General features: G+C 30.6%; 16 protein-coding genes and 5 tRNA genes. All 21 read left to right on the forward strand.

Annotation, left to right across the window (positions count from 1 at the left end):
* Positions 1-592 precede the first annotated feature (592 nt).
* Positions 593-668: transfer RNA gene (locus GQV94_RS02415), tRNA-Thr, on the forward strand.
* Positions 669-699: 31 nt separating this feature from the next.
* A tRNA-Tyr gene (locus GQV94_RS02420) sits at positions 700-785 on the forward strand.
* A gap of 9 nt (positions 786-794) precedes the next feature.
* A tRNA-Gly gene (locus GQV94_RS02425) sits at positions 795-871 on the forward strand.
* Positions 872-958: 87 nt separating this feature from the next.
* A tRNA-Thr gene (locus tag GQV94_RS02430) sits at positions 959-1,033 on the forward strand.
* A 68-nt stretch (positions 1,034-1,101) separates the two neighbouring features.
* A complete protein-coding gene (gene tuf / locus GQV94_RS02435) occupies positions 1,102-2,301 on the forward strand; it encodes an elongation factor Tu (protein WP_131163605.1) in 1,200 nt (399 codons plus the stop codon).
* Between the two features lie 56 nt (positions 2,302-2,357).
* A complete protein-coding gene (gene rpmG / locus GQV94_RS02440; RefSeq protein WP_027306288.1) occupies positions 2,358-2,516 on the forward strand; it encodes a 50S ribosomal protein L33 in 159 nt (52 codons plus the stop codon).
* Between the two features lie 16 nt (positions 2,517-2,532).
* Positions 2,533-2,608, forward strand: a tRNA-Trp gene (locus tag GQV94_RS02445).
* An 18-nt stretch (positions 2,609-2,626) separates the two neighbouring features.
* On the forward strand, positions 2,627-2,809 hold the full coding sequence (gene secE, locus GQV94_RS02450; RefSeq protein WP_131163603.1) for a preprotein translocase subunit SecE: 183 nt from the start codon (positions 2,627-2,629) through the stop codon (positions 2,807-2,809).
* Positions 2,810-2,818: 9 nt separating this feature from the next.
* Positions 2,819-3,352, forward strand: coding sequence for a transcription termination/antitermination protein NusG (gene nusG, locus GQV94_RS02455; protein ID WP_200169379.1), 534 nt, complete (start codon positions 2,819-2,821; stop codon positions 3,350-3,352).
* A 35-nt stretch (positions 3,353-3,387) separates the two neighbouring features.
* Positions 3,388-3,813, forward strand: a complete 426-nt coding sequence (gene rplK, locus GQV94_RS02460) for a 50S ribosomal protein L11 (protein WP_200169380.1) — start codon at positions 3,388-3,390, stop codon at positions 3,811-3,813.
* Between the two features lie 55 nt (positions 3,814-3,868).
* Complete coding sequence (rplA, locus tag GQV94_RS02465; protein WP_200169381.1) at positions 3,869-4,570, forward strand: 50S ribosomal protein L1; 702 nt, start codon at positions 3,869-3,871, stop codon at positions 4,568-4,570.
* Positions 4,571-4,721: 151 nt separating this feature from the next.
* Positions 4,722-5,201 (forward strand): 50S ribosomal protein L10, encoded by a 480-nt coding sequence (gene rplJ, locus GQV94_RS02470; RefSeq protein ID WP_200169382.1) that lies wholly within the window; start codon positions 4,722-4,724, stop codon positions 5,199-5,201.
* 10 nt (positions 5,202-5,211) lie between these two features.
* Complete coding sequence (gene rplL, locus GQV94_RS02475; protein ID WP_200169383.1) at positions 5,212-5,592, forward strand: 50S ribosomal protein L7/L12; 381 nt, start codon at positions 5,212-5,214, stop codon at positions 5,590-5,592.
* A gap of 99 nt (positions 5,593-5,691) precedes the next feature.
* Positions 5,692-9,819 carry a DNA-directed RNA polymerase subunit beta gene (gene rpoB / locus GQV94_RS02480; RefSeq protein WP_200169384.1) on the forward strand — a complete coding sequence of 1,376 codons (4,128 nt, stop codon included), beginning with the start codon at positions 5,692-5,694 and terminating at the stop codon, positions 9,817-9,819.
* Positions 9,812-14,368, forward strand: a complete 4,557-nt coding sequence (rpoC, locus tag GQV94_RS02485) for a DNA-directed RNA polymerase subunit beta' (protein ID WP_200169385.1) — start codon at positions 9,812-9,814, stop codon at positions 14,366-14,368. The genes rpoB and rpoC overlap by 8 nt, the downstream gene beginning before the upstream one ends.
* 126 nt (positions 14,369-14,494) lie before the next feature.
* The gene (petA, locus tag GQV94_RS02490) at positions 14,495-14,998 is read left to right on the forward strand and encodes a ubiquinol-cytochrome c reductase iron-sulfur subunit (protein WP_200169386.1); all 504 of its coding nucleotides are present in this window, start codon (positions 14,495-14,497) and stop codon (positions 14,996-14,998) included.
* 1 nt (position 14,999) lies between these two features.
* A complete protein-coding gene (locus GQV94_RS02495) occupies positions 15,000-16,247 on the forward strand; it encodes a cytochrome b (RefSeq protein WP_200169387.1) in 1,248 nt (415 codons plus the stop codon).
* Complete coding sequence (locus GQV94_RS02500) at positions 16,247-17,371, forward strand: c-type cytochrome (protein WP_200169388.1); 1,125 nt, start codon at positions 16,247-16,249, stop codon at positions 17,369-17,371. The genes GQV94_RS02495 and GQV94_RS02500 overlap by 1 nt, the downstream gene beginning before the upstream one ends.
* 118 nt (positions 17,372-17,489) lie before the next feature.
* A complete protein-coding gene (locus GQV94_RS02505) occupies positions 17,490-18,650 on the forward strand; it encodes an SAM-dependent methyltransferase (RefSeq protein WP_200169389.1) in 1,161 nt (386 codons plus the stop codon).
* 116 nt (positions 18,651-18,766) lie between these two features.
* Positions 18,767-19,555: a 30S ribosomal protein S2 gene (gene rpsB, locus GQV94_RS02510; RefSeq protein ID WP_200169390.1), complete on the forward strand. Its 789-nt coding sequence runs from the start codon at positions 18,767-18,769 to the stop codon at positions 19,553-19,555.
* Positions 19,555-20,634: a translation elongation factor Ts gene (gene tsf / locus GQV94_RS02515; protein ID WP_200169391.1), complete on the forward strand. Its 1,080-nt coding sequence runs from the start codon at positions 19,555-19,557 to the stop codon at positions 20,632-20,634. The genes rpsB and tsf overlap by 1 nt, the downstream gene beginning before the upstream one ends.
* Position 20,635 lies beyond the last annotated feature (1 nt).

Consider the following 20,635-nt stretch of genomic DNA (forward strand, 5'->3'; position numbering starts at 1 on the left):
TAAACATAGAATGATTCTCTTTTAAATATTTAAAAAGGTATCTTCTTGATGGATATAACCTTCAATGTTCTTGGTGCTGTATTATTATTTTGCATTGTTTATCCTTGAATAAAACATTTGTATTCTGTTTTGCATTTAAGGGTTGCTTCCTAAAAATAAAGTTAATTAGCAATACCTAATATGAATTTATTCATAAGAATACTTTATAATTTAGAAATTTAAGAAAAATAACTAATAATAAACATTATTAACTATTTATTAACTTATATTTTAAATTTATTATAAATAAACCTAAAATATATTTAAATTAATATCAATATTAATTTAAATATATATAGTAGTTATAAATAAAATTTATACTTAATAACAAGGTAAAAATACTAAATATTTTGAGTCTTAAAAATTAATAGGATATCATTAAAATATATTTAATATAATATTAATTTTTAAGAATTATAGTATAAAAATCTATATAAAGCTTAAAAATTATAAATTTAAATTTATTCTATATTTTTTGTTTAAAAATATAAATATTATTTAATTTTATCTTGACAAAACTTTTTTTTTAAGATAAAATAACAACCTAATTTTTGCTGGTTTAGCTCAGTTGGTAGAGCAGCTGCCTTGTAAGCAGCAGGTCGGGGGTTCAAGTCCCTTAACCAGCTCCATTTAACAGTGTTTGACCAGAAAAAGCGTTTTGGTGAGTTACTCAAGTGGCCAACGAGGGCAGACTGTAAATCTGCTGGCTTTCGCCTTCCGTGGTTCGAATCCACGACTCACCACCATTATTGCTTGCGGGAGTAGCTCAGTTGGCTAGAGCATCAGCCTTCCAAGCTGAGGGTCGCGGGTTCGAGTCCCGTTTCCCGCTCCAAGATTATAAACTGGGAGCTGTATTTATTTTGAAACTTACAGTATATCTCCTAGATTTTTGTTGTCTATAAACATAATTTTTCTGAGCGCTCGTATGGCTCAGAGGTAGAGCACTCCCTTGGTAAGGGAGAGGTCGCGGGTTCAATTCCCGCTATGAGCTCCATTGATTTGAAAAAATTATACAATATAGACTTGCTTTGCTTAATTATACTTTAATTATGGAGGAAAAAAATGGCTAAAGAAAAATTTTCACGAAATAAGCCACATGTGAATATAGGAACAATTGGTCACGTTGATCATGGTAAAACAACTTTAACAGCTGCTATTTCTGCTGTTTTATCAAGAAAAGGTTTGGCAGAGCTTAAAGATTATGATAATATCGATAATGCTCCAGAAGAAAAAGAACGTGGTATTACAATTGCTACTTCTCACATTGAATACGAAACAGATAATCGTCACTATGCGCATGTTGATTGTCCTGGCCACGCTGACTATGTTAAAAATATGATTACGGGTGCAGCACAAATGGATGGGGCTATTCTTGTTGTTTCTGCTGCTGATGGTCCAATGCCACAAACTAGAGAGCATATATTACTTTCACGTCAAGTTGGAGTTCCTTATATTGTTGTTTTTATGAATAAAGCAGATATGGTAGATGATGCTGAGCTTTTAGAGTTAGTTGAAATGGAAATTAGAGAATTATTAAGTTCTTATGATTTTCCTGGAGATGATACTCCTATTATTTCTGGTTCAGCACTTAAAGCTTTGGAAGAAGCTAAAGCTGGCCAAGATGGTGAATGGTCGGCAAAAATACTTGATCTTATGGCTGCAGTTGATAGTTATATACCAACACCAACTCGTGATACAGAAAAAGATTTCTTAATGCCAATTGAAGACGTTTTCTCAATTTCCGGTCGTGGAACAGTTGTTACAGGTAGAATTGAAAAGGGTATTGTTAAAGTTGGAGATACTGTTGAAATTGTTGGTATTAGAGATACTCAAACTACAACAGTTACTGGTGTAGAAATGTTTAGAAAAGAGATGGATCAAGGTGAAGCAGGTGATAACGTTGGAGTTCTTCTAAGAGGAACAAAAAAAGAAGATGTTATCCGCGGAATGGTACTTGCTAAACCTAAATCAATAACACCTCATACAGATTTTGAAGCTGAAGTTTATATTTTAAATAAAGATGAAGGTGGTAGACATACTCCATTCTTTAATAATTATAGACCACAATTTTACGTAAGAACAACAGATGTAACTGGATCTATTAAGTTAGCTGAAGGTGTTGAAATGGTTATGCCAGGTGAAAATGTAAGAATTTCTGTAAGCTTAATCGCACCAGTTGCATTAGAAGAAGGAACTCGTTTTGCTATCCGTGAAGGTGGAAAAACAGTTGGTTCTGGTGTTGTTACAAAAATACTTAAATAATATATAAATTTTTAAAGTCAAGGTTTTTAAAATCTTGACTTTTATAAGGAATTAAAATGAGAGTTAAAATAGGTTTAAAATGTGAAGAATGTGGTGATATAAATTATAGCACTTATAAAAATAGTAAAAATACCACTGAAAAATTAGAATTAAAAAAGTATTGCCCAAGACTAAAAAAACATACTTTACATAAAGAAGTTAAATTAAAAAGTTAATCTTTTTAATTTTTATAGGGCAATAGCTCCAATGGTAGAGCGCCGGATTCCAAATCCGATGGTTGGGGGTTCGAATCCCTCTTGCCCTGCCATATTGAAGGTTGATATAAATGGAAAAATTAATCACTTATTTTAAATTATCGAAGACAGAATTAAGGAAAGTAATTTTTCCTTTAAAAGAACAAGTAAGAAATGCTTATATCACTGTATTTGTGGTTGTAACAGTAGTTTCTTTATTTTTGGCATTAGTAGATTGGATAATGTCATCAGTTATTTCTTTAATTATTAAATAAAGGAAACTAATGAATAATCATAAATGGTATGCTATTCAAACTTATGCTGGTAGTGAAATGGCAGTTAAAAGAGCTATTGAAAATTTAGTAAAAGATAATGGAATTGAAGAGCAACTTAAAGAAATTGTTGTTCCAACTGAAGATGTTATAGAATTTAAAAATGGAAAAGAAAAAATTAGCGAAAGAAGTCTTTATTCAGGATATGTTTTTGCTTGTTTGGATTTAAATACAGAGCTTTGGCATCGTATTCAATCACTTCCAAAAGTAGGTCGTTTTATTGGAGAATCTAAAAAACCAACTCCTTTAAATGAAAAAGACATTGATTTAATTTTGGAAAAAGTACATCATAAAGCAGCCCCTAAACCTAAAATTGCTTTTGATGAAGGCGAAAATGTTAGAATTATTGAAGGACCTTTTGCTAATTTTACTGGAATAGTAGAAGAATATGATATGGTTAGAGGGTTATTGAAACTTAATGTTTCTATTTTTGGACGTTCAACACCAGTGGAAATTTTATATTCTCAAGTTGAAAAGATAATATAATACTTTAGGTATTTAATTTTAAGGAGATATTGGTTATGGCAAAAAAAGTTGTAGGCGAAATAAAATTACAAATTGCTGCTACAAAAGCAAATCCTTCACCTCCAGTTGGTCCAGCTTTAGGCCAACAAGGTGTAAATATTATGGAATTTTGTAAAGCTTTTAATGAAAGAACAAAAGATATGGCAGGTTTTAATATCCCTGTTGTTATTACTGTTTATGCTGATAAGAGTTTTACTTTTATAACTAAGCAACCTCCTGCTACTGATCTTATTAAAAAGGCTGCGGGAATTTCAAAAGGTGCGGATAATCCGCTTAAAAATAAAGTAGGTAAGCTTACTCATGCTCAAGTTTTAGAAATTGTTGATAAAAAACTTGCTGATTTAAATACTAAAGATAAAGATCAAGCTGCAAAAATTATTGCAGGTTCAGCACGTTCTATGGGTGTTGAAATAGTTGATTAATATTTAAAATTTACCGCCAAAAGGCGGAAGCACTTTAAAAATGCGGAGAAAATAAATGGCTAAAATTACTAAAAGACTAAAAGAATTATCACAAAAAGTTGATTTAAAAAAGAACTATGTTTTAAATGAAGCAATTGACAATATTAAAACTTTAGCTTCAGCTAAATTTGATGAAACAGTTGAAATTGCTCTTAAACTTAATGTAGATCCAAGACATGCAGATCAAATGGTTCGTGGTTCAGTTGTTCTTCCGGCTGGAACAGGTAAAAAAGTTCGTGTAGCAGTTATTGCAAAAGATGCAAAAGCAGATGAAGCTAAAAATGCTGGAGCTGATATTGTTGGCAGTGATGAATTGATTGAAGAGATTCAAAAAGGTAATATGAATTTCGATGTTTTAATCGCAACACCAAATTTAATGGGTTTAGTAGGTAAAGTTGGTCGTATTTTGGGTCCTAAAGGATTGATGCCAAATCCTAAAACTGGAACAGTAACAATGGATGTAGCACAAGCGGTTAATAATGCAAAAAGTGGTCAAGTAAATTTCCGTGTAGATAAACAAGGAAATATTCACGCAGGATTAGGAAAAGTAAGCTTTTCTAAAGATAAATTATTTGATAATATCACTACTTTTGTCAAAGCAATTAATAAGCATAAACCAGCAGCTGCAAAAGGAAGATATATTAAAAGCGCTGCATTGAGTTTAACTATGAGTCCTTCGTTGAAGCTTGAAGTTCAAGAATTGCTAGATATGAAATAAGTTGCCTTAAATAAAAGGTAACTTAAAAATAAATATTTGAAGAAATTTTTTTTCTTGAAATATTTATTTTAGATTGAAGATAGTCGAGGTATTTATACTTAATTAGATTTTTATCTACTCTACTTGAAATCTCAATCGGAAAGGAGAAGATGTGACTAGAAGCGAAAAAGTTGAAATTATTGCTAAGCTTGAAGAAGGTTTTAAAGCTAGTGAAGCTATTATAGTTTGTGACTATAAAGGTTTAAAAACTAAGAAACTTGAAGAGCTTAGAAATAATGCAAGAGAAAATAATGTTAAAGTTCAAATAATCAAAAATACTTTAGCTAATATTGCTCTTTCAAATTCCGGTAAAACAGGCTTAACACTCAAAGATACAAATATTTATCTTTGGGGAGAAGATCAGTTAAGTGTTTCAAAAGTAGCTGCAAAATTTGAAGAAAATAACGAATGCTTTAAAATTAAAAGCGCTTTTGTGGATGGTGAAGTTGTTGAAGTATCTAAAGTTAAAGCTTTAGCTAAAATGCCTTCACGTAATGAGTTGCTTGCTATGCTTTTGCAGGTTTGGAATGCGCCTATTACCAACTTTACGATAGGTTTAAATGCTTTAAAAAATAAAAAAGAATCAGAATAAAGGATAAAAAATGGCAATAACAAAAGAAGATGTATTAGAATATATTTCAAATTTGAGTGTTCTTGAATTATCAGAATTAGTAAAAGAATTTGAAGAAAAATTTGGTGTTTCTGCTGCTCCTGTAATGGTTGCAGCTGCTGGAGGTGCTGCTGGAGGTGCTGCTGGAGGTGCTGAAGAAAAAACTGAATTTGATATTATTTTAACTGATAGTGGTGCTAAGAAAATTGAAGTAATTAAGATTGTTCGTGCTTTAACAGGTCTTGGACTTAAAGAAGCAAAAGATGCTGTTGAGCAAACTCCTTCTACTTTAAAAGAAGGTGTAGCTAAAGCAGATGCTGAAGCGGCTAAAAAGCAACTTGAAGAAGCTGGCGCTAAAGTAGAACTTAAATAGTTTTATGTTTAAGAAGACTTTTATTAAGTCTTCTTTATTTTTATTTTTTACCTAATATTTAGGTCTTCTTTTTTAAATTTACCATATGAGGTATGCAATATGTCAAATAATAAACTAGGAAATCGTTTAAGAGTAGATTTCTCAAATATTTCAAAACAAATAGAAATTCCTAATCTTCTACAATTACAGAAAAAAAGCTTTGATTATTTTCTAAATCTTAATAACAACGAAAGTGGTATAGAAAAAGTTTTTAAATCTATTTTTCCAATACATGATCCTCAAAATAGATTGAGTTTAGAATATGTTAGCAGTGAAATAGGTAAGCCTAAATATACCATTAGAGAATGTATGGAAAGAGGTTTAACTTATTCAGTAAATTTAAAAATGAAAATCCGTCTTACCTTGCATGAAAAAGATGAAAAAACAGGTGAGAAAATTGGTGTAAAAGATATTAAAGAACAAGAAATTTTTATAAGAGAAATTCCTCTTATGACTGATAGAGTTTCTTTTATTATCAATGGAGTTGAGAGAGTTGTTGTAAATCAATTACATAGAAGTCCTGGGGTAATTTTTAAAGAAGAAGAAAGCTCTACAGTTGCAAATAAGTTGGTTTATACAGCTCAAATAATTCCAGATCGTGGTTCTTGGCTTTATTTTGAATATGATGCAAAAGATGTACTTTATGTAAGGATTAATAAAAGAAGAAAAATTCCAGTAACTATGCTTTTTAGAGCTTTGGGTTATAAAAAGCAAGATATTATTAAATTATTTTATCCTATACAAACTATCCATGTTAAAAAAGATAAATTTTTAACAGAATTTAATCCAAATGATTTTATGGATAGAATAGAATATGATATTAAAGACGAAAAAGGTAAGATTGTTCATCAAGCTGGAAAAAGATTGACTAGAAAAAAAGCAGAACAACTTTTAAAAGATGGCTTAAAATGGATAGAATATCCTATCGAAGTTCTTTTAAATCGTTATTTAGCAAATCCTATTATCAATAAAGAAACAGGAGAGATTTTATTTGACTCTTTAACTTTGATCGATGAAGCAAAATTGGCAAAAATAAAAGAACAAAAAAGCTTTGACATTGCTAATGACTTAGCCAATGGAGTAGATGCTGCAATTATCAATTCTTTTGCGCAAGATAATGAAACTTTAAAATTATTAAAACAAAGTGAAAATATCGATGATGAAAATGATTTAGCAGCAATTAGAATTTATAAAGTAATGCGTCCAGGAGAGCCTGTAGTTAAAGATGCAGCTAAAGCCTTTGTTAATGATTTATTTTTCAATCCTGAAAGATATGATCTTACAAAAGTTGGTCGTATGAAAATGAATCATAAATTAGGACTTGATGTTCCAGAATATTTAACTATTTTAACCAATGAAGATATTATAAAAACAGCAAAATATTTAATTAAAGTTAAAAATGGAAAAGGTCATATTGATGATAGAGACCATTTAGGTAATCGTAGAATTCGCTCTATTGGAGAACTCTTAGCTAATGAATTACATTTAGGTTTAGCTAAAATGCAAAAGGCAATAAGAGATAAATTTACTTCTTTAAATACAGACATAGATAAAATAATGCCTTATGATTTAATCAATCCTAAAATGATCACTACAACTATTATAGAATTTTTTACAGGGGGACAGCTCTCTCAATTTATGGATCAAACAAATCCTTTAAGTGAGATTACTCATAAACGTCGTTTATCGGCTTTAGGTGAAGGCGGTTTGGTTAAAGAAAGAGCAGGATTTGAGGTGCGTGATGTCCATGCTACTCATTATGGTAGAATTTGTCCTGTTGAAACTCCAGAAGGTCAAAATATAGGTCTTATTAATACACTTTCAACCTATGCTAAAGTGAATCAATTGGGTTTTGTAGAAGCTCCTTATAAAAAAGTTGTTAATGGAAAAGTAACTGATGAAATTGTATATTTAACCGCTACTCAAGAAGAAGGAATGTTTATAGCACCTGCTTCAACAAAAATTGATTCAAATGGTAATATAATAGAAGAATTTGTAGAAGCAAGACAGGATGGTGAAACTATACTTGCAAGACGTGAAGAGGTGCAACTTATCGATCTTTGTTCAGGTATGATTGTCGGTGTAGCTGCTTCTTTGATACCTTTTTTAGAGCATGATGATGCTAATAGAGCTTTGATGGGTTCTAACATGCAACGTCAAGCTGTGCCACTTTTAACTTCTAGTGCCCCAATCGTTGGAACTGGTATGGAAAAAATTATTGCTAGAGATGCTTGGGAAGCTGTAAAAGCTAAACGAGGAGGGGTAGTAGAAAAAGTTGATAATAGAAGTATTTTTATTTTAGGTGAAGATGATAAAGGCCCTTTTATAGATCATTACACCCTGGAAAAGAATTTAAGAACAAATCAAAATACAAATTATATTCAACACCCTATTGTTAAAAAAGGTGATATTGTAAAAGCAGGTCAAATTATAGCTGATGGTCCAAGTATGGATCAAGGAGAACTTGCTATAGGAAAAAATGCACTGATAGCTTTTATGCCTTGGAATGGTTATAACTATGAGGATGCTATAGTAGTAAGTGAAAGAATTATACGTGAAGATACTTTTACAAGTGTGCATATCTATGAAAAAGAAATTGAAGCAAGAGAATTAAAAGATGGTGTTGAAGAGATTACTAAAGATATACCTAATGTTAAAGAAGAAGATATTGCTCATTTGGATGAAAGTGGTATAGCCAAAATAGGAACACATATAAAACCAGGCATGATTTTAGTAGGTAAAGTTTCTCCAAAAGGTGAAGTAAAACCTACTCCGGAAGAAAGATTATTAAGAGCAATTTTTGGAGAAAAAGCAGGTCATGTTGTAAATAAGTCTTTATATGCAACTGCTTCTTTAGAAGGTGTTGTAGTTGATGTTAAGATTTTTACTAAAAAAGGTTATGATAAAGATGATAGAGCTATAAAATCTTATGATAAAGAAAAAATGACTTTAGAAAAAGAGCATCACGATAGACTTCTGATGATGGATAGAGAAGAGATGCTAAGAGTGTGTGCTTTATTATCTAATTCTCCTTTAAATAGTGAGCAAAAAATTAACAATAAAACTTATAAGAAGGGTCAAAAAGTAGATATTAAAGAACTTGAAAAAATCAATCGCTTCACTCTTGCTTCTTTGATTAAATCTTATTCTAAAGAAGTACAAAAAGAATACGATGATTTGAAAAATCACTTCCAAAATGAAAAGAAAAAACTTAAGAGTGAACATGATGAGAAATTAGAAATTTTAGAAAAAGATGATATTTTGCCAAGTGGAGTTGTAAAACTTGTTAAAGTTTATATTGCTACAAAAAGAAAACTCAAGGTTGGTGATAAGATGGCAGGACGCCATGGAAATAAGGGTATAGTTTCTACCATAGTTCCAGAGGTAGATATGCCATATTTACCAAATGGTAAAAGTGTAGATATAGCTCTTAATCCACTCGGTGTTCCAAGTCGTATGAATATAGGTCAAATTTTAGAAAGCCATTTAGGGTTAGTCGGATTAAGACTAGGAGATCAAATTCAAGAAATTTTTGATAGAAAACAAAAAGATTTTATTAAAGAATTAAGAGCAAAAATGCTTGAGATTTGTTCTATTCCAAGACTTGAAAATGAGAGAAATTTTATTAAAAAATTAAGTGATGAAGAAATTTTAAATTATGCTAGAGATTGGAGTAAAGGGGTTAAATTTGCTACTCCAGTTTTTGAGGGAGTTAATATAGAAGAATTTGAAAAACTCTTTGAAATTGCTAAAGTTGATATGGATGGTAAAACAGAGCTTTATGATGGAAGAACTGGAGAAAAAATAGCAGAACGTGTTCATATAGGATGTATGTATATGTTAAAACTCCATCACCTAGTTGATGAAAAAGTTCATGCAAGAAGTACAGGTCCTTATAGTTTAGTAACCCAGCAACCTGTCGGAGGAAAAGCATTATTTGGAGGTCAAAGATTTGGTGAAATGGAAGTTTGGGCACTTGAAGCTTATGGAGCTGCGCACACTTTAAGAGAAATGCTCACAATAAAATCAGATGATGTTGAAGGAAGATTTAGCGCTTATAAAGCTTTAACTAAAGGAGAAAATGTTCCAGCAACAGGAATTCCTGAAACATTTTTTGTTTTAACTAATGAACTTAAATCTCTTGCTTTAGATGTTGAAATTTTTGATAAGGAAGAAGATAATGAGTAAGCTTAAAATTATAGAAATCAAGGAAGAAGCAAGACCAAGAGATTTTGAAGCTTTTCAATTAAGACTTGCTAGTCCTGAAAAAATTAAATCTTGGTCATACGGAGAGGTTAAAAAGCCTGAAACAATTAATTATAGAACCTTGAAACCAGAAAGAGATGGGCTTTTTTGTGCTAAAATCTTCGGTCCTATACGTGATTATGAATGCCTTTGCGGTAAGTATAAGAAAATGCGTTTTAAAGGTGTTAAATGCGAAAAATGTGGAGTAGAGGTGGCAAATTCTAAAGTGCGTCGTTCAAGAATGGGGCATATTGAACTTGTAACTCCAGTAGCTCATATTTGGTATGTAAATTCTTTACCAAGTCGTATAGGAACTTTACTCGGTGTTAAGATGAAAGACCTTGAGCGTGTGCTTTATTATGAGGCTTATATTGTTGAAAATCCTGGCGATGCATATTATGATAATGAAAATACTAAAAAAGTAGAATTTTGCGATGTTTTAAATGAAGAGCAATATCAAAATTTAATGCAACGTTATGAAAATAGTGGATTTAAAGCAAGAATGGGTGGCGAAGTTGTTAGAGATTTACTTGCAAACTTAGATCTTGTTTCACTTTTAAATCAATTAAAAGAAGAAATGAATGCTACAAATTCAGAAGCAAAGAAAAAGACTATCATTAAACGCTTAAAAGTAGTAGAAAATTTCTTAAATTCAAATCTAAATGCTAATACAGATAGCGAGGATGCAGTACCAAATCGTCCTGAATGGATGATGATTACAAATCTACCTGTTTTACCACCAGATTTACGTCCTTTGGTTGCTCTAGATGGTGGAAAATTTGCTGTTTCTGATGTTAATGATTTGTATCGTAGGGTTATTAACAGAAATACACGCTTAAAAAAACTTATGGAGCTTGATGCACCAGAGATCATTATAAGAAATGAAAAAAGAATGCTTCAAGAAGCCGTAGATGCACTTTTTGATAATGGACGTCGTGCTAATGCTGTAAAAGGTGCAAATAAACGTCCTTTAAAATCTTTAAGTGAAATCATTAAAGGAAAACAAGGAAGATTTAGACAAAATTTACTTGGAAAAAGGGTTGATTTTTCTGGTCGTAGTGTTATTGTTGTAGGTCCAAAATTAAGAATGGATCAATGTGGTTTGCCTAAAAAAATGGCTCTAGAACTTTTTAAACCACATCTTTTAGCTAAATTAGAAGAAAAAGGCTATGCTACAACAGTAAAACAAGCTAAGAAAATGATAGAAAATAAAACAAATGAAGTTTGGGAGTGTTTAGAAGAAGTTGTTGAAGGGCATCCTGTTATGCTTAATCGTGCTCCAACTCTACATAAACTTTCTATACAAGCTTTTCATCCTGTATTAGTTGAAGGTAAAGCAATACAACTACATCCTTTAGTTTGTGCTGCATTTAATGCGGATTTTGACGGGGATCAAATGGCTGTTCATGTTCCTTTATCTCAAGAAGCTATTGCAGAATGTAAAGTTCTTATGCTCTCATCAATGAATATTCTTTTGCCAGCAAGTGGTAAATCTGTTACTGTTCCTTCTCAAGATATGGTTTTAGGAATTTATTATCTTTCTTTAGAAAAAGCAGGGGCAAAAGGTGCTCATAAAATTTGCACAGGAATTGATGAAGTGATGATGGCTTTAGAATCAAAAAGTCTCGATATTCACGCAAGTATCCAAACTCTTATAGATGGACGCAAAATTACAACAACGGCAGGGCGTTTAATTATTAAATCAATTTTACCTGATTTTGTTCCAGAATATAGTTGGAATAAAGTTTTAAAGAAAAAAGATATTGCTGCTTTAGTAGATTATGTTTATAAACAAGGTGGTTTAGAAATTACTGCAAGTTTCTTGGATAAATTAAAAAATCTTGGTTTTGAATATGCTACAAAAGCTGGAGTTTCTATATCTATTGCAGATATTATTGTTCCTAAAAATAAAGAAAAAGCAATCAATGAAGCTAAAAAACAAGTAAGAGAAATTCAAAATTCTTATAATCTTGGACTTATTACCTCGGGTGAAAGATATAATAAAATTATAGATATTTGGAAAAGTACTAATAATATTCTTTCAAAAGAGATGATGGATTTAGTAGAAAAAGATAAAGATGGTTTCAATTCTATTTATATGATGGCAGATTCTGGAGCTAGAGGTAGTGCAGCTCAAATTTCTCAGCTTGCTGCTATGAGAGGACTTATGACTAAACCGGATGGTTCTATTATAGAAACACCAATTATTTCTAACTTCCGTGAAGGATTAAATGTTCTTGAATATTTTATATCTACACACGGAGCTAGAAAAGGTCTTGCTGATACTGCACTTAAGACAGCAAATGCTGGTTATTTAACAAGAAAACTTATTGATGTAGCACAAAATGTAAAAATTACTATTGAAGATTGTGGAACTCATGAAGGTATAGAAATCAATGAAATTACTGCAGATAGTTCAATTATAGAGACTTTAGAAGAAAGAATTTTAGGTAGAGTTTTAGCTGAAGATGTTATTGATCCTATTACAAATTCAGTTCTTTTTGCTGAAGGAACCTTGATTGATGAGGAAAAAGCTAAAACTTTAGGAGAAAGTGGTATTAAAAGTGTAAATATTAGAACTCCTATCACTTGCAAAGCCAAAAAAGGAATTTGTGCTAAATGTTATGGTGTAAATTTAGGAGAAGGAAAGCTTGTTAGACCTGGTGAAGCTGTAGGAATTATTTCGGCTCAATCTATTGGAGAACCAGGAACTCAACTTACACTTAGAACTTTCCATAGTGGAGGAACTGCAAGTACTGATTTGCAAGATAGACAAGTAAGTGCACAAAAAGAAGGTTTTATTAGATTTTATAATCTTAAAACCTATAAAAATAAAGAAGGTAAAAGTATTGTAGCCAATCGTAGAAATTCTGCAATTTTACTTGTTGAACCTAAGATTAAAGCTCCATTTAAAGGAATTATCAATATAGAAAATATTCATGAAGATGTTATTGTTTCAATTAAAAATAAAAAACAAGAGGCTAAATTTATTTTAAGAAAATATGATTTAGCAAAACCAAATGAATTAGCTGGAGTAAGTGGTAATATTGATGGTAAATTTTATTTACCTTATCAAAGTGGTAGTGAAGTTGAAGAAGACGAAAGTATAGTAGAAGTCATCAAAGAAGGATGGAATGTCCCAAATCGTATTCCTTTTGCAAGTGAAATTTTAGTAAAAGATGGTGATCCTATTGTCCAAAATATTAAAGCAAGAGAAAAGGGAACTTTAAAATTTTATATTTTGAAAGGAGATGGACTCGATAGAGTTAAAAATATTAAAAAAGGTGATATAGTTAAAGAAAAAGGCTTCTTTGTTGTAATAGCAGATGAAAATGATAGAGAAGCAAAAAGATATTATATTCCAAGAGAGTCAAAAATAGAATTTGATGATAGTACTTTTATAGAGGATCCAAATATTATAATTGTAAGTTCGACAAAAAAAGATAAAAATATTATTGCAGAATGGGATGCTTATAATCATACTACTATAGCAGAAATTGATGGAGTTGTTGCATTTGAAGATATTGAAGCAGGTTATAGTGCGGATGAACAAATTGATGAAGCTACAGGAAAAAGATCTTTAGTGATTAATGAGTATTTACCAAGCGGAGTAAGACCAACTTTAATTATAGTAGGTAAAGGGGATAAATCTGTTCGTTACCAACTTGAACCAAAAACAGTTATTTTGGTTAGTGATGGTGATAAAGTAGCTCAAGCCGATATTTTAGCAAAAACTCCAAAAGCAGCTGCAAAATCAAAAGATATTACAGGTGGTCTTCCAAGGGTTTCTGAACTTTTTGAAGCTAGAAAACCAAAAAATAGTGCTGTGATAGCAGAAATTGATGGAGTGGTGAGATTTGATAAACCACTGCGTTCTAAGGAAAGAATTATTATACAAGCTGAAGATGGAACTAGTGTAGAATATTTGATTGATAAATCAAAACATATTCAAGTAAGAGATGGAGAATTTATTCACGCAGGTGAGAAGCTTACTGATGGAGTTATTTCTAGTCACGATGTTCTTAAAATTTTAGGTGAAAAAGCCTTGCATTATTATTTAATTTCTGAAATTCAACAAGTTTATCGCGGACAAGGTGTTGTAATTTCAGATAAGCATATAGAAGTTATTGTATCTCAAATGCTAAGACAAGTTAAAATTGTTGATAGTGGTAATACTAAATTTATTGAAGGAGATTTAGTTTCAAGGCGTAAATTTAGACAAGAAAATGAAAGAATTATCAAAATGGGTGGAGAACCAGCCATAGCTGAACCAGTTCTTTTAGGAGTTACGCGAGCAGCTATTGGAAGTGATAGTGTTATCTCCGCTGCTTCATTCCAAGAAACGACCAAGGTTTTAACAGAAGCAAGTATTGCTGGTAAATTCGATTATTTAGAAGATTTAAAAGAAAATGTAATTTTAGGTCGTATGATTCCTGTTGGAACTGGTTTGTATCATGAGCAAGATTTTAAATTAAGAGAAAATATCGAATAGTTTGACTATTCGATATTTCTAAATATCTACTTTTATTTTATTTATCTTCTTTATTTTAAAGAAAAAATTAATTTTATTTTCGATAGACTGCTAAGTTTGGATATTAAAAAATGAAAGGAACTTAATATGGCTACATCTGAAAGTAGACGAAGCTTTATGGGTTTTGCATTTGGAAGTGTGGCTGCTGTGGGCGGCGTTTTTTCATTAGTTGCAATGAAAAAAACTTGGGACCCACTTCCAAGTGTAAAAGCTGCTGGTTTTACCACAGTTGATTTATCTGGAATGCAAGCAGGAGAACTTAGAACAATAGAATGGCGTAAAAAACCTATCTTTATTCTAAAAAAAGATGAAAGTATGCCAAAAGATGAAAAACGTGATGTTGTGGTCGATAATGCAGCATATACCGTTGTTATAGGATTGTGTACCCATCTAGGATGTATACCAGCTTATGCGCCAAGTGAGCAGTTATTTAAATGTGCTTGTCATGGTGGAGAATTTGATGTAAGTGGTAAAAATGTATTTGGACCACCACCTAAGCCTTTAGAAATTCCTCCTTTTAAAATAGATGGAACTAAACTTGTTTTAGGTGAAGAAGGTTCAGAATATAAAAAAATGATGGCGGAGGCTTAAAATGGCACATATTAGAAAAGCTAATGGCATAATGGACTGGCTTGATCAAAGACTTGCAATTTATAAATTATTAGATGTTTTAATGGTTAAATATTGGATACCAAAACAAATTAACTTTTTATGGGCTATGGGTGTTATATTAACTACTCTTTTTGCGGTGCTTTTCATAACAGGTTTATTGCTTGTTATGTATTATAAGCCAGATACAGCTTTAGCTTTTGATAGCGTAAATAAAACTATCATGCAAGAAGTGGATTATGGATGGCTTTGGCGTCATATGCACGGTGTTGCAGCTTCTGTAGTATTTTTAATCATTTATATTCATATGCTAACAGGAATTTATTACGGATCTTATAAAAAAGGTCGTGAAATGATTTGGGTTAGCGGAATGCTTTTATTTATAGTATTTTCAGCCGAAGCATTTAGTGGATATATGTTACCTTGGGGACAAATGAGCTATTGGGCTGCGCAAGTTATTACAAATCTTTTTGGAGGTATTCCTTTTATAGGCCCTGAACTTGTGATCTGGATAAGAGGAGACTATGCAGTTTCAGATCCAACTTTAACAAGATTTTTTATGTTGCATGTTTGTTTATTGCCTATAGTTATTATTGCTCTTATTGTTGTGCATTTTTATACTTTAAGAATTCCTCATGTAAATAATGAAATTTCAGAAGAATTAGATTTTGATTTAGAAGCAGAAAAATATATGGCAGGAGACACAAGAGGATCTAAAGTTATTCCTTTTTGGCCAGGATTTTTATCTAAAGATTTTATGTATATTTGCTTATTTATGATTTTCTTTTTTTACTTAGTTTGTTTTAAATTTGATTTTGCTATGGATCCTATTAATTTTGATCCTGCTGATGCACTAAAAACACCAGCGCATATTTATCCTGAATGGTATTTCTTGTGGTCTTATGAAGTTTTAAGAGGATTTTTCTTTGATATTGCTGGAATTAAAGCTTTTGATATAGGTTTAGCTGCTTTTGGTATAGCGCAAATTATTTTCTTTTTATTACCTTGGCTTGATAGAAGTGACGTAGTAAAACCTGCTCACGATAGACCGTTATTTTTTATATGGTTTTGGATTTTATTAATTGATTTAATTGTTTTAACTATTTATGGTAAGCTTCCTCCAACAGGTGTTAATGCTTGGGTTGGTTTTTATGCTTCTGTGATTTTTTTATTAATGCTTATTGTAGTTTTACCTATAATCACTATTTTAGAAAGAAAAGGAGCTAAATAATGAGAGAGCTAAAAATATTTTTAGTTGTAGTAGTATTTACCGGACTTGTTTATTGGGGTGTTGAACCTTATGCTCATTCTGTTATGAAACCTCATGTAGCTCCTGCAAATTTCAATTTTGAAGTTGAAGATATTGATTATGCAAAAAGTGTTATTGCATCAAAAGAATCTATATTAAATGAAGCACAAAAGTCAAATGATGAAAAAAGAATTCAAAGTGCAAAAAAAGATCTTGAACTTGCAAAAGAAGATTTAGTAAAAAATGAAAAACTTTGGAATGAAGTAAATAAAATTGATTTTTCTAAAGCAGATGCTAAAAAAGGAAAAGAATTTTTTGAGGGAAATTGTTTTGCTTGTCACGGACTTAAAGCTGATAATATGCCAGCAAATATTACAGATTCTTCTTTAGGGGTTATTCCTCCTGATTTAAGTTCTGCAGCAAATTTATATGATGAGAAATTTTTAGCTGCTTTGATTATGCAACCAGCACTTGCTTTAAAAGTGGAACATAAATTTAAAGACGGTTTTATTATGAGTGCTTATAATGTAGAAACATCAGGAGAAAGTCAAGAGGTAGTTAATGCAAATATAGCCAATGTTATTGCTTATCTTAAAGAAATGGGAAATAAATTTAAAACACAAGAAGATGCCAATATCAAAAAAGAAGTTGAGGCAAAATATGCGAATTTAACAGATGAAAAACAAAAAATAGCTTTAATCAATAAAGATATAGCTTTTGCACAAGATAGATTAACTTTTGTAGAAGCTTGTGGGCGTTGTCATGATGTTAAATATGATAATTTTTTCACTCCATCAAATCATAATGATTTAAAAAATTATCTTGGTTCTATTCCACCTGATTTATCTATGATGATACGTTCAAGAGGAGAACAATATCTTCATAATTTTATAAATAATACTCAAAAACTTCTTCCAGGAACTGCAATGCCAAGAGTAGGATTAAATGAAAAATCAGAAGCTGAAGTTATTTCTTATTTGGAAAAAGTAGGAGATAGTAAAAAAGAACAAAGAGAAAGCTTAGGAATTTATATAATGATTTTCTTTGTAATTTTAAGTATTTTAGCTATAGGGTGGAAACGAACTATTTGGTCTAAACTTCATTAAAAATTTTTATCACTTTTTTTAAAAAAGTGATAAAAATAATTTTATCTTCCTCATACTTTAATTTTATTAATTTTTAAATTCTATACTCTTATTAATTTTTTATTATTGGAGTATATTTATGCTAGAGAAAAAAATAATCAAACTGATCCTTTCGAGGTGGAATTACGGAGACTTTAAAGTTGTTTTTTGGGATAAAGAAGAATTAATTTTAGGTGATAATCAACCTAAATTTTCTTTGATTTTAAAAGAAAAAATTCCTTTTTTTGTTTTATTTAAAGATATAAGTTTAGTTTTTGCTCAATATTATATGCAAGGAAAGTTGGATATTGAGGGTGATTATGATGAGATTGCTAAAGTTTTGTATTATTTTTCTAATAAAAAATATTTAAAAAATAAAAATATCTCTAGCAAAATAACTCAAAAAAAAGAAAGTGAAAATATTAAAAGTCACTATGATTTAGGAAATGATTTTTATAAACTTTGGCTTGATGAAACAATGAGTTATTCGTGTGCTTATTTTAAAAATACCAAAGAAACTCTTTATGAAGCACAGCTTAATAAAATTGAACATACCTTAAAAAAGCTTAATTTAAAACCTAAAGAAAAGCTTTTAGATATAGGTTGTGGATGGGGATGGCTTTCTATTATTGCAGCACAAAAATATGATGTTGAAGTTGTAGGTATTACAATTTCTAAAGAGCAATATCAAAAAGCTAAAGAAAGAGTTAAAGAATTAGGACTTGAAAATCAAATAGAGATTAGACTTCAAAACTATCAAGATTTAGAATATAATAATTATTTTGATAAAGTTGTTTCTGTTGGTATGTTTGAACATGTTGGTAAAAAAAATTTAGATCTTTATTTTACAAAAGTAAAACAAGTATTAAAACCAGGAGGTTTGTTTTTGCTTCATTCTATTTTGTCAATGTTTGAGGGTAAAACTAATGCTTGGATAGATAAGTATATTTTTCCAGGAGGATATTTACCATCTTTAAGAGAGGTTATAAGTATAATGAGCGAATGGGATTTTCATCTTTTATTAGCAGAAAGCTTGAGATTACATTATGCTAAGACTTTGGATATTTGGGCTTATAATTTTAATTTAGTTATTAATCAAGTACGTAAAAAATATGATGAAGAATTTATTAGAATGTGGAATTTATATTTACGTTCTTGTTCTGCGGCTTTTAAAGTTGGAAGTGTAGATTTGTTTCAATTTTTAATCACTAAAGAAATCAATAATGAAATTCCATTAACTAAAGAATATATTTATAAGTAAAAACTAAAATAAAATTTGATAGAATTACCATTTTTGATTTCACACGTATCAATTCTTATTAGCTTTGTAAATAAAAAGGATACGGCGGAATAAAAGCTAAATTTTAAGGAGAAATTATGGTTAGTATGAGAGATTTGTTGGAATGCGGTGTGCATTTTGGACATCAAACAAGAAGATGGAATCCAAAAATGAAAAAATTTATTTTTGGTGAAAGAAAAGGTATTTATGTTATTGATTTGCAAAAAACTTTAAGATATTTTAGATATACCTACAATATAGTTCGCGATGCAGCTGCTGAGGGAAAAACTATATTATTTGTTGGAACCAAAAAACAAGCAGGTGGAGCTATTAAAGAATATGCTGAAAAATGCGGAATGCCTTATGTTAATCATCGTTGGCTTGGCGGCATGATGACAAATTTTGGTACTATTCGTCAATCAATAAGAAAATTAGAAGTTATAGAAAAAATGGAAGAAGATGGAAGTATTAAACTTTTAACAAAAAAAGAAGCCTTAATGCTTACAAGAAAAAAAGAAAAATTACTTGCATATTTAGGCGGTATTCGTTATATGAAAACTCAACCTGATATGATTTTTGTTATTGATACTGTAAAAGAAAAAATTGCTGTTACAGAGGCTAATAGACTTGGAATTCCTGTTGTAGCTCCTCTTGATACAAATTGTGATCCAGATTTAGTTACCTATCCTATCCCAGGAAACGATGATGCCATTCGTTCTGTTCAACTATTTTGTCAAGAAATGGCTGAAGCAATCAATGAAGGTAAAGCTTTAAGAGAGCAAGATGGATTAGAGCAAACAGAACAAAAAGATGAAATTTCTGAAAGTGAAAAAAAAGAAATTATTGATGAAGTAATGAGTGAAGAAGATTTTAAGGAGCAAGAATAATGGCTGAAATTTCTGCACAAATGGTAAAAGAACTGCGTGAGAGCACTGGCGCAGGAATGATGGATTGTAAAAACGCTTTAAAAGAAAGTAATGGAGATTTTGATAAAGCTGTTCAGATTTTACGAGAAAAAGGACTTGGTAAAGCTGCTAAGAAAGCAGATCGTTTGGCAGCTGAAGGTTTAATCAGTGTTAAAGTGAGTGATGATTTTAAAACTGCGACTTTAAGTGAGATTAATTCGGAAACAGATTTTGTTGCAAAAAATGATCAATTTATTATTCTAACAAAAGAAACAACTGAACATATACAAATTAATGATTTAAAAAATAACGAAGAACTTAAAAATAGTAAGATTAACGGAGTTTCTTTTGAAGATTACTTAAGAACTCAAATTGCTACTATTGGAGAAAATTTAGTTGTAAGAAGATTTGAAACCATTAAAGCAAATGACCAAAAAGGTATAGTTAATGGTTATATTCATACCAATGGTCGCGTTGGTGTTATCATTGCAGCAAATTGTGAAAATGAAGCAGTAGCTCAAAAATCAAAAGATTTCTTAAAACAACTTTGTATGCATATAGCTGCTATGAAACCTAGCTATTTAAGCTATGAAGAGCTTGATATGGAATTTATTGAAAATGAATATAAAGCTTTGGTAGCTGAACTTGAAAAAGAAAATGAAGAAAGACGTCGTTTAAAAGATCCAAATAAGCCAGAGCATAAAATTCCTAAATTTGCAAGTAGAAAACAACTCAATGAAACTATTTTAAAACAAGTTGAAGAGGATATTAAAGCAGAACTTAAAGCACAAAATAAACCTGAAAAAATCTGGGCAAATATCATTCCTGGAAAAATTAATAGTTTTATAGCTGAGAATTCTCAACTTGATAGTAAATTAACCTTTATGGGACAATTTTATGTAATGGATGATAAAAAAACAATTGAACAAGTAATCGCACAAAAAGAACAAGAATTTGGTGGAAAAATTCAAATTGTAAAATTTGTTCGCTTTGAAGTTGGTGAAGGCTTAGAGAAAAAGACTGAAGATTTTGCTGCAGAAGTTGCCGCACAAATGAGTTAAT

It is taken from the genome of Campylobacter sp. TTU_617 (assembly GCF_016599045.1).
Classification (GTDB): domain Bacteria; phylum Campylobacterota; class Campylobacteria; order Campylobacterales; family Campylobacteraceae; genus Campylobacter_D.

Excerpts from the sequence above, each read along its gene's own strand:
- rplK (WP_200169380.1), top strand. The coding sequence starts at position 3,388 with ATGGCAAAAAAAGTTGTAGGCGAAATAAAATTACAAATTGCTGCTACA.
- rplA (WP_200169381.1), top strand. The coding sequence starts at position 3,869 with ATGGCTAAAATTACTAAAAGACTAAAAGAATTATCACAAAAAGTTGAT.
- GQV94_RS02495 (WP_200169387.1), top strand. The coding sequence starts at position 15,000 with ATGGCACATATTAGAAAAGCTAATGGCATAATGGACTGGCTTGATCAA.
- rplL (WP_200169383.1), top strand. The coding sequence starts at position 5,212 with ATGGCAATAACAAAAGAAGATGTATTAGAATATATTTCAAATTTGAGT.
- nusG (WP_200169379.1), top strand. The coding sequence starts at position 2,819 with ATGAATAATCATAAATGGTATGCTATTCAAACTTATGCTGGTAGTGAA.
- tuf (WP_131163605.1), top strand. The coding sequence starts at position 1,102 with ATGGCTAAAGAAAAATTTTCACGAAATAAGCCACATGTGAATATAGGA.
- petA (WP_200169386.1), top strand. The coding sequence starts at position 14,495 with ATGGCTACATCTGAAAGTAGACGAAGCTTTATGGGTTTTGCATTTGGA.
- tsf (WP_200169391.1), top strand. The coding sequence starts at position 19,555 with ATGGCTGAAATTTCTGCACAAATGGTAAAAGAACTGCGTGAGAGCACT.
- rpoC (WP_200169385.1), top strand. The coding sequence starts at position 9,812 with ATGAGTAAGCTTAAAATTATAGAAATCAAGGAAGAAGCAAGACCAAGA.
- GQV94_RS02505 (WP_200169389.1), top strand. The coding sequence starts at position 17,490 with ATGCTAGAGAAAAAAATAATCAAACTGATCCTTTCGAGGTGGAATTAC.
- rpmG (WP_027306288.1), top strand. The coding sequence starts at position 2,358 with ATGAGAGTTAAAATAGGTTTAAAATGTGAAGAATGTGGTGATATAAAT.
- rpsB (WP_200169390.1), top strand. The coding sequence starts at position 18,767 with ATGGTTAGTATGAGAGATTTGTTGGAATGCGGTGTGCATTTTGGACAT.
- secE (WP_131163603.1), top strand. The coding sequence starts at position 2,627 with ATGGAAAAATTAATCACTTATTTTAAATTATCGAAGACAGAATTAAGG.
- GQV94_RS02500 (WP_200169388.1), top strand. The coding sequence starts at position 16,247 with ATGAGAGAGCTAAAAATATTTTTAGTTGTAGTAGTATTTACCGGACTT.
- rpoB (WP_200169384.1), top strand. The coding sequence starts at position 5,692 with ATGTCAAATAATAAACTAGGAAATCGTTTAAGAGTAGATTTCTCAAAT.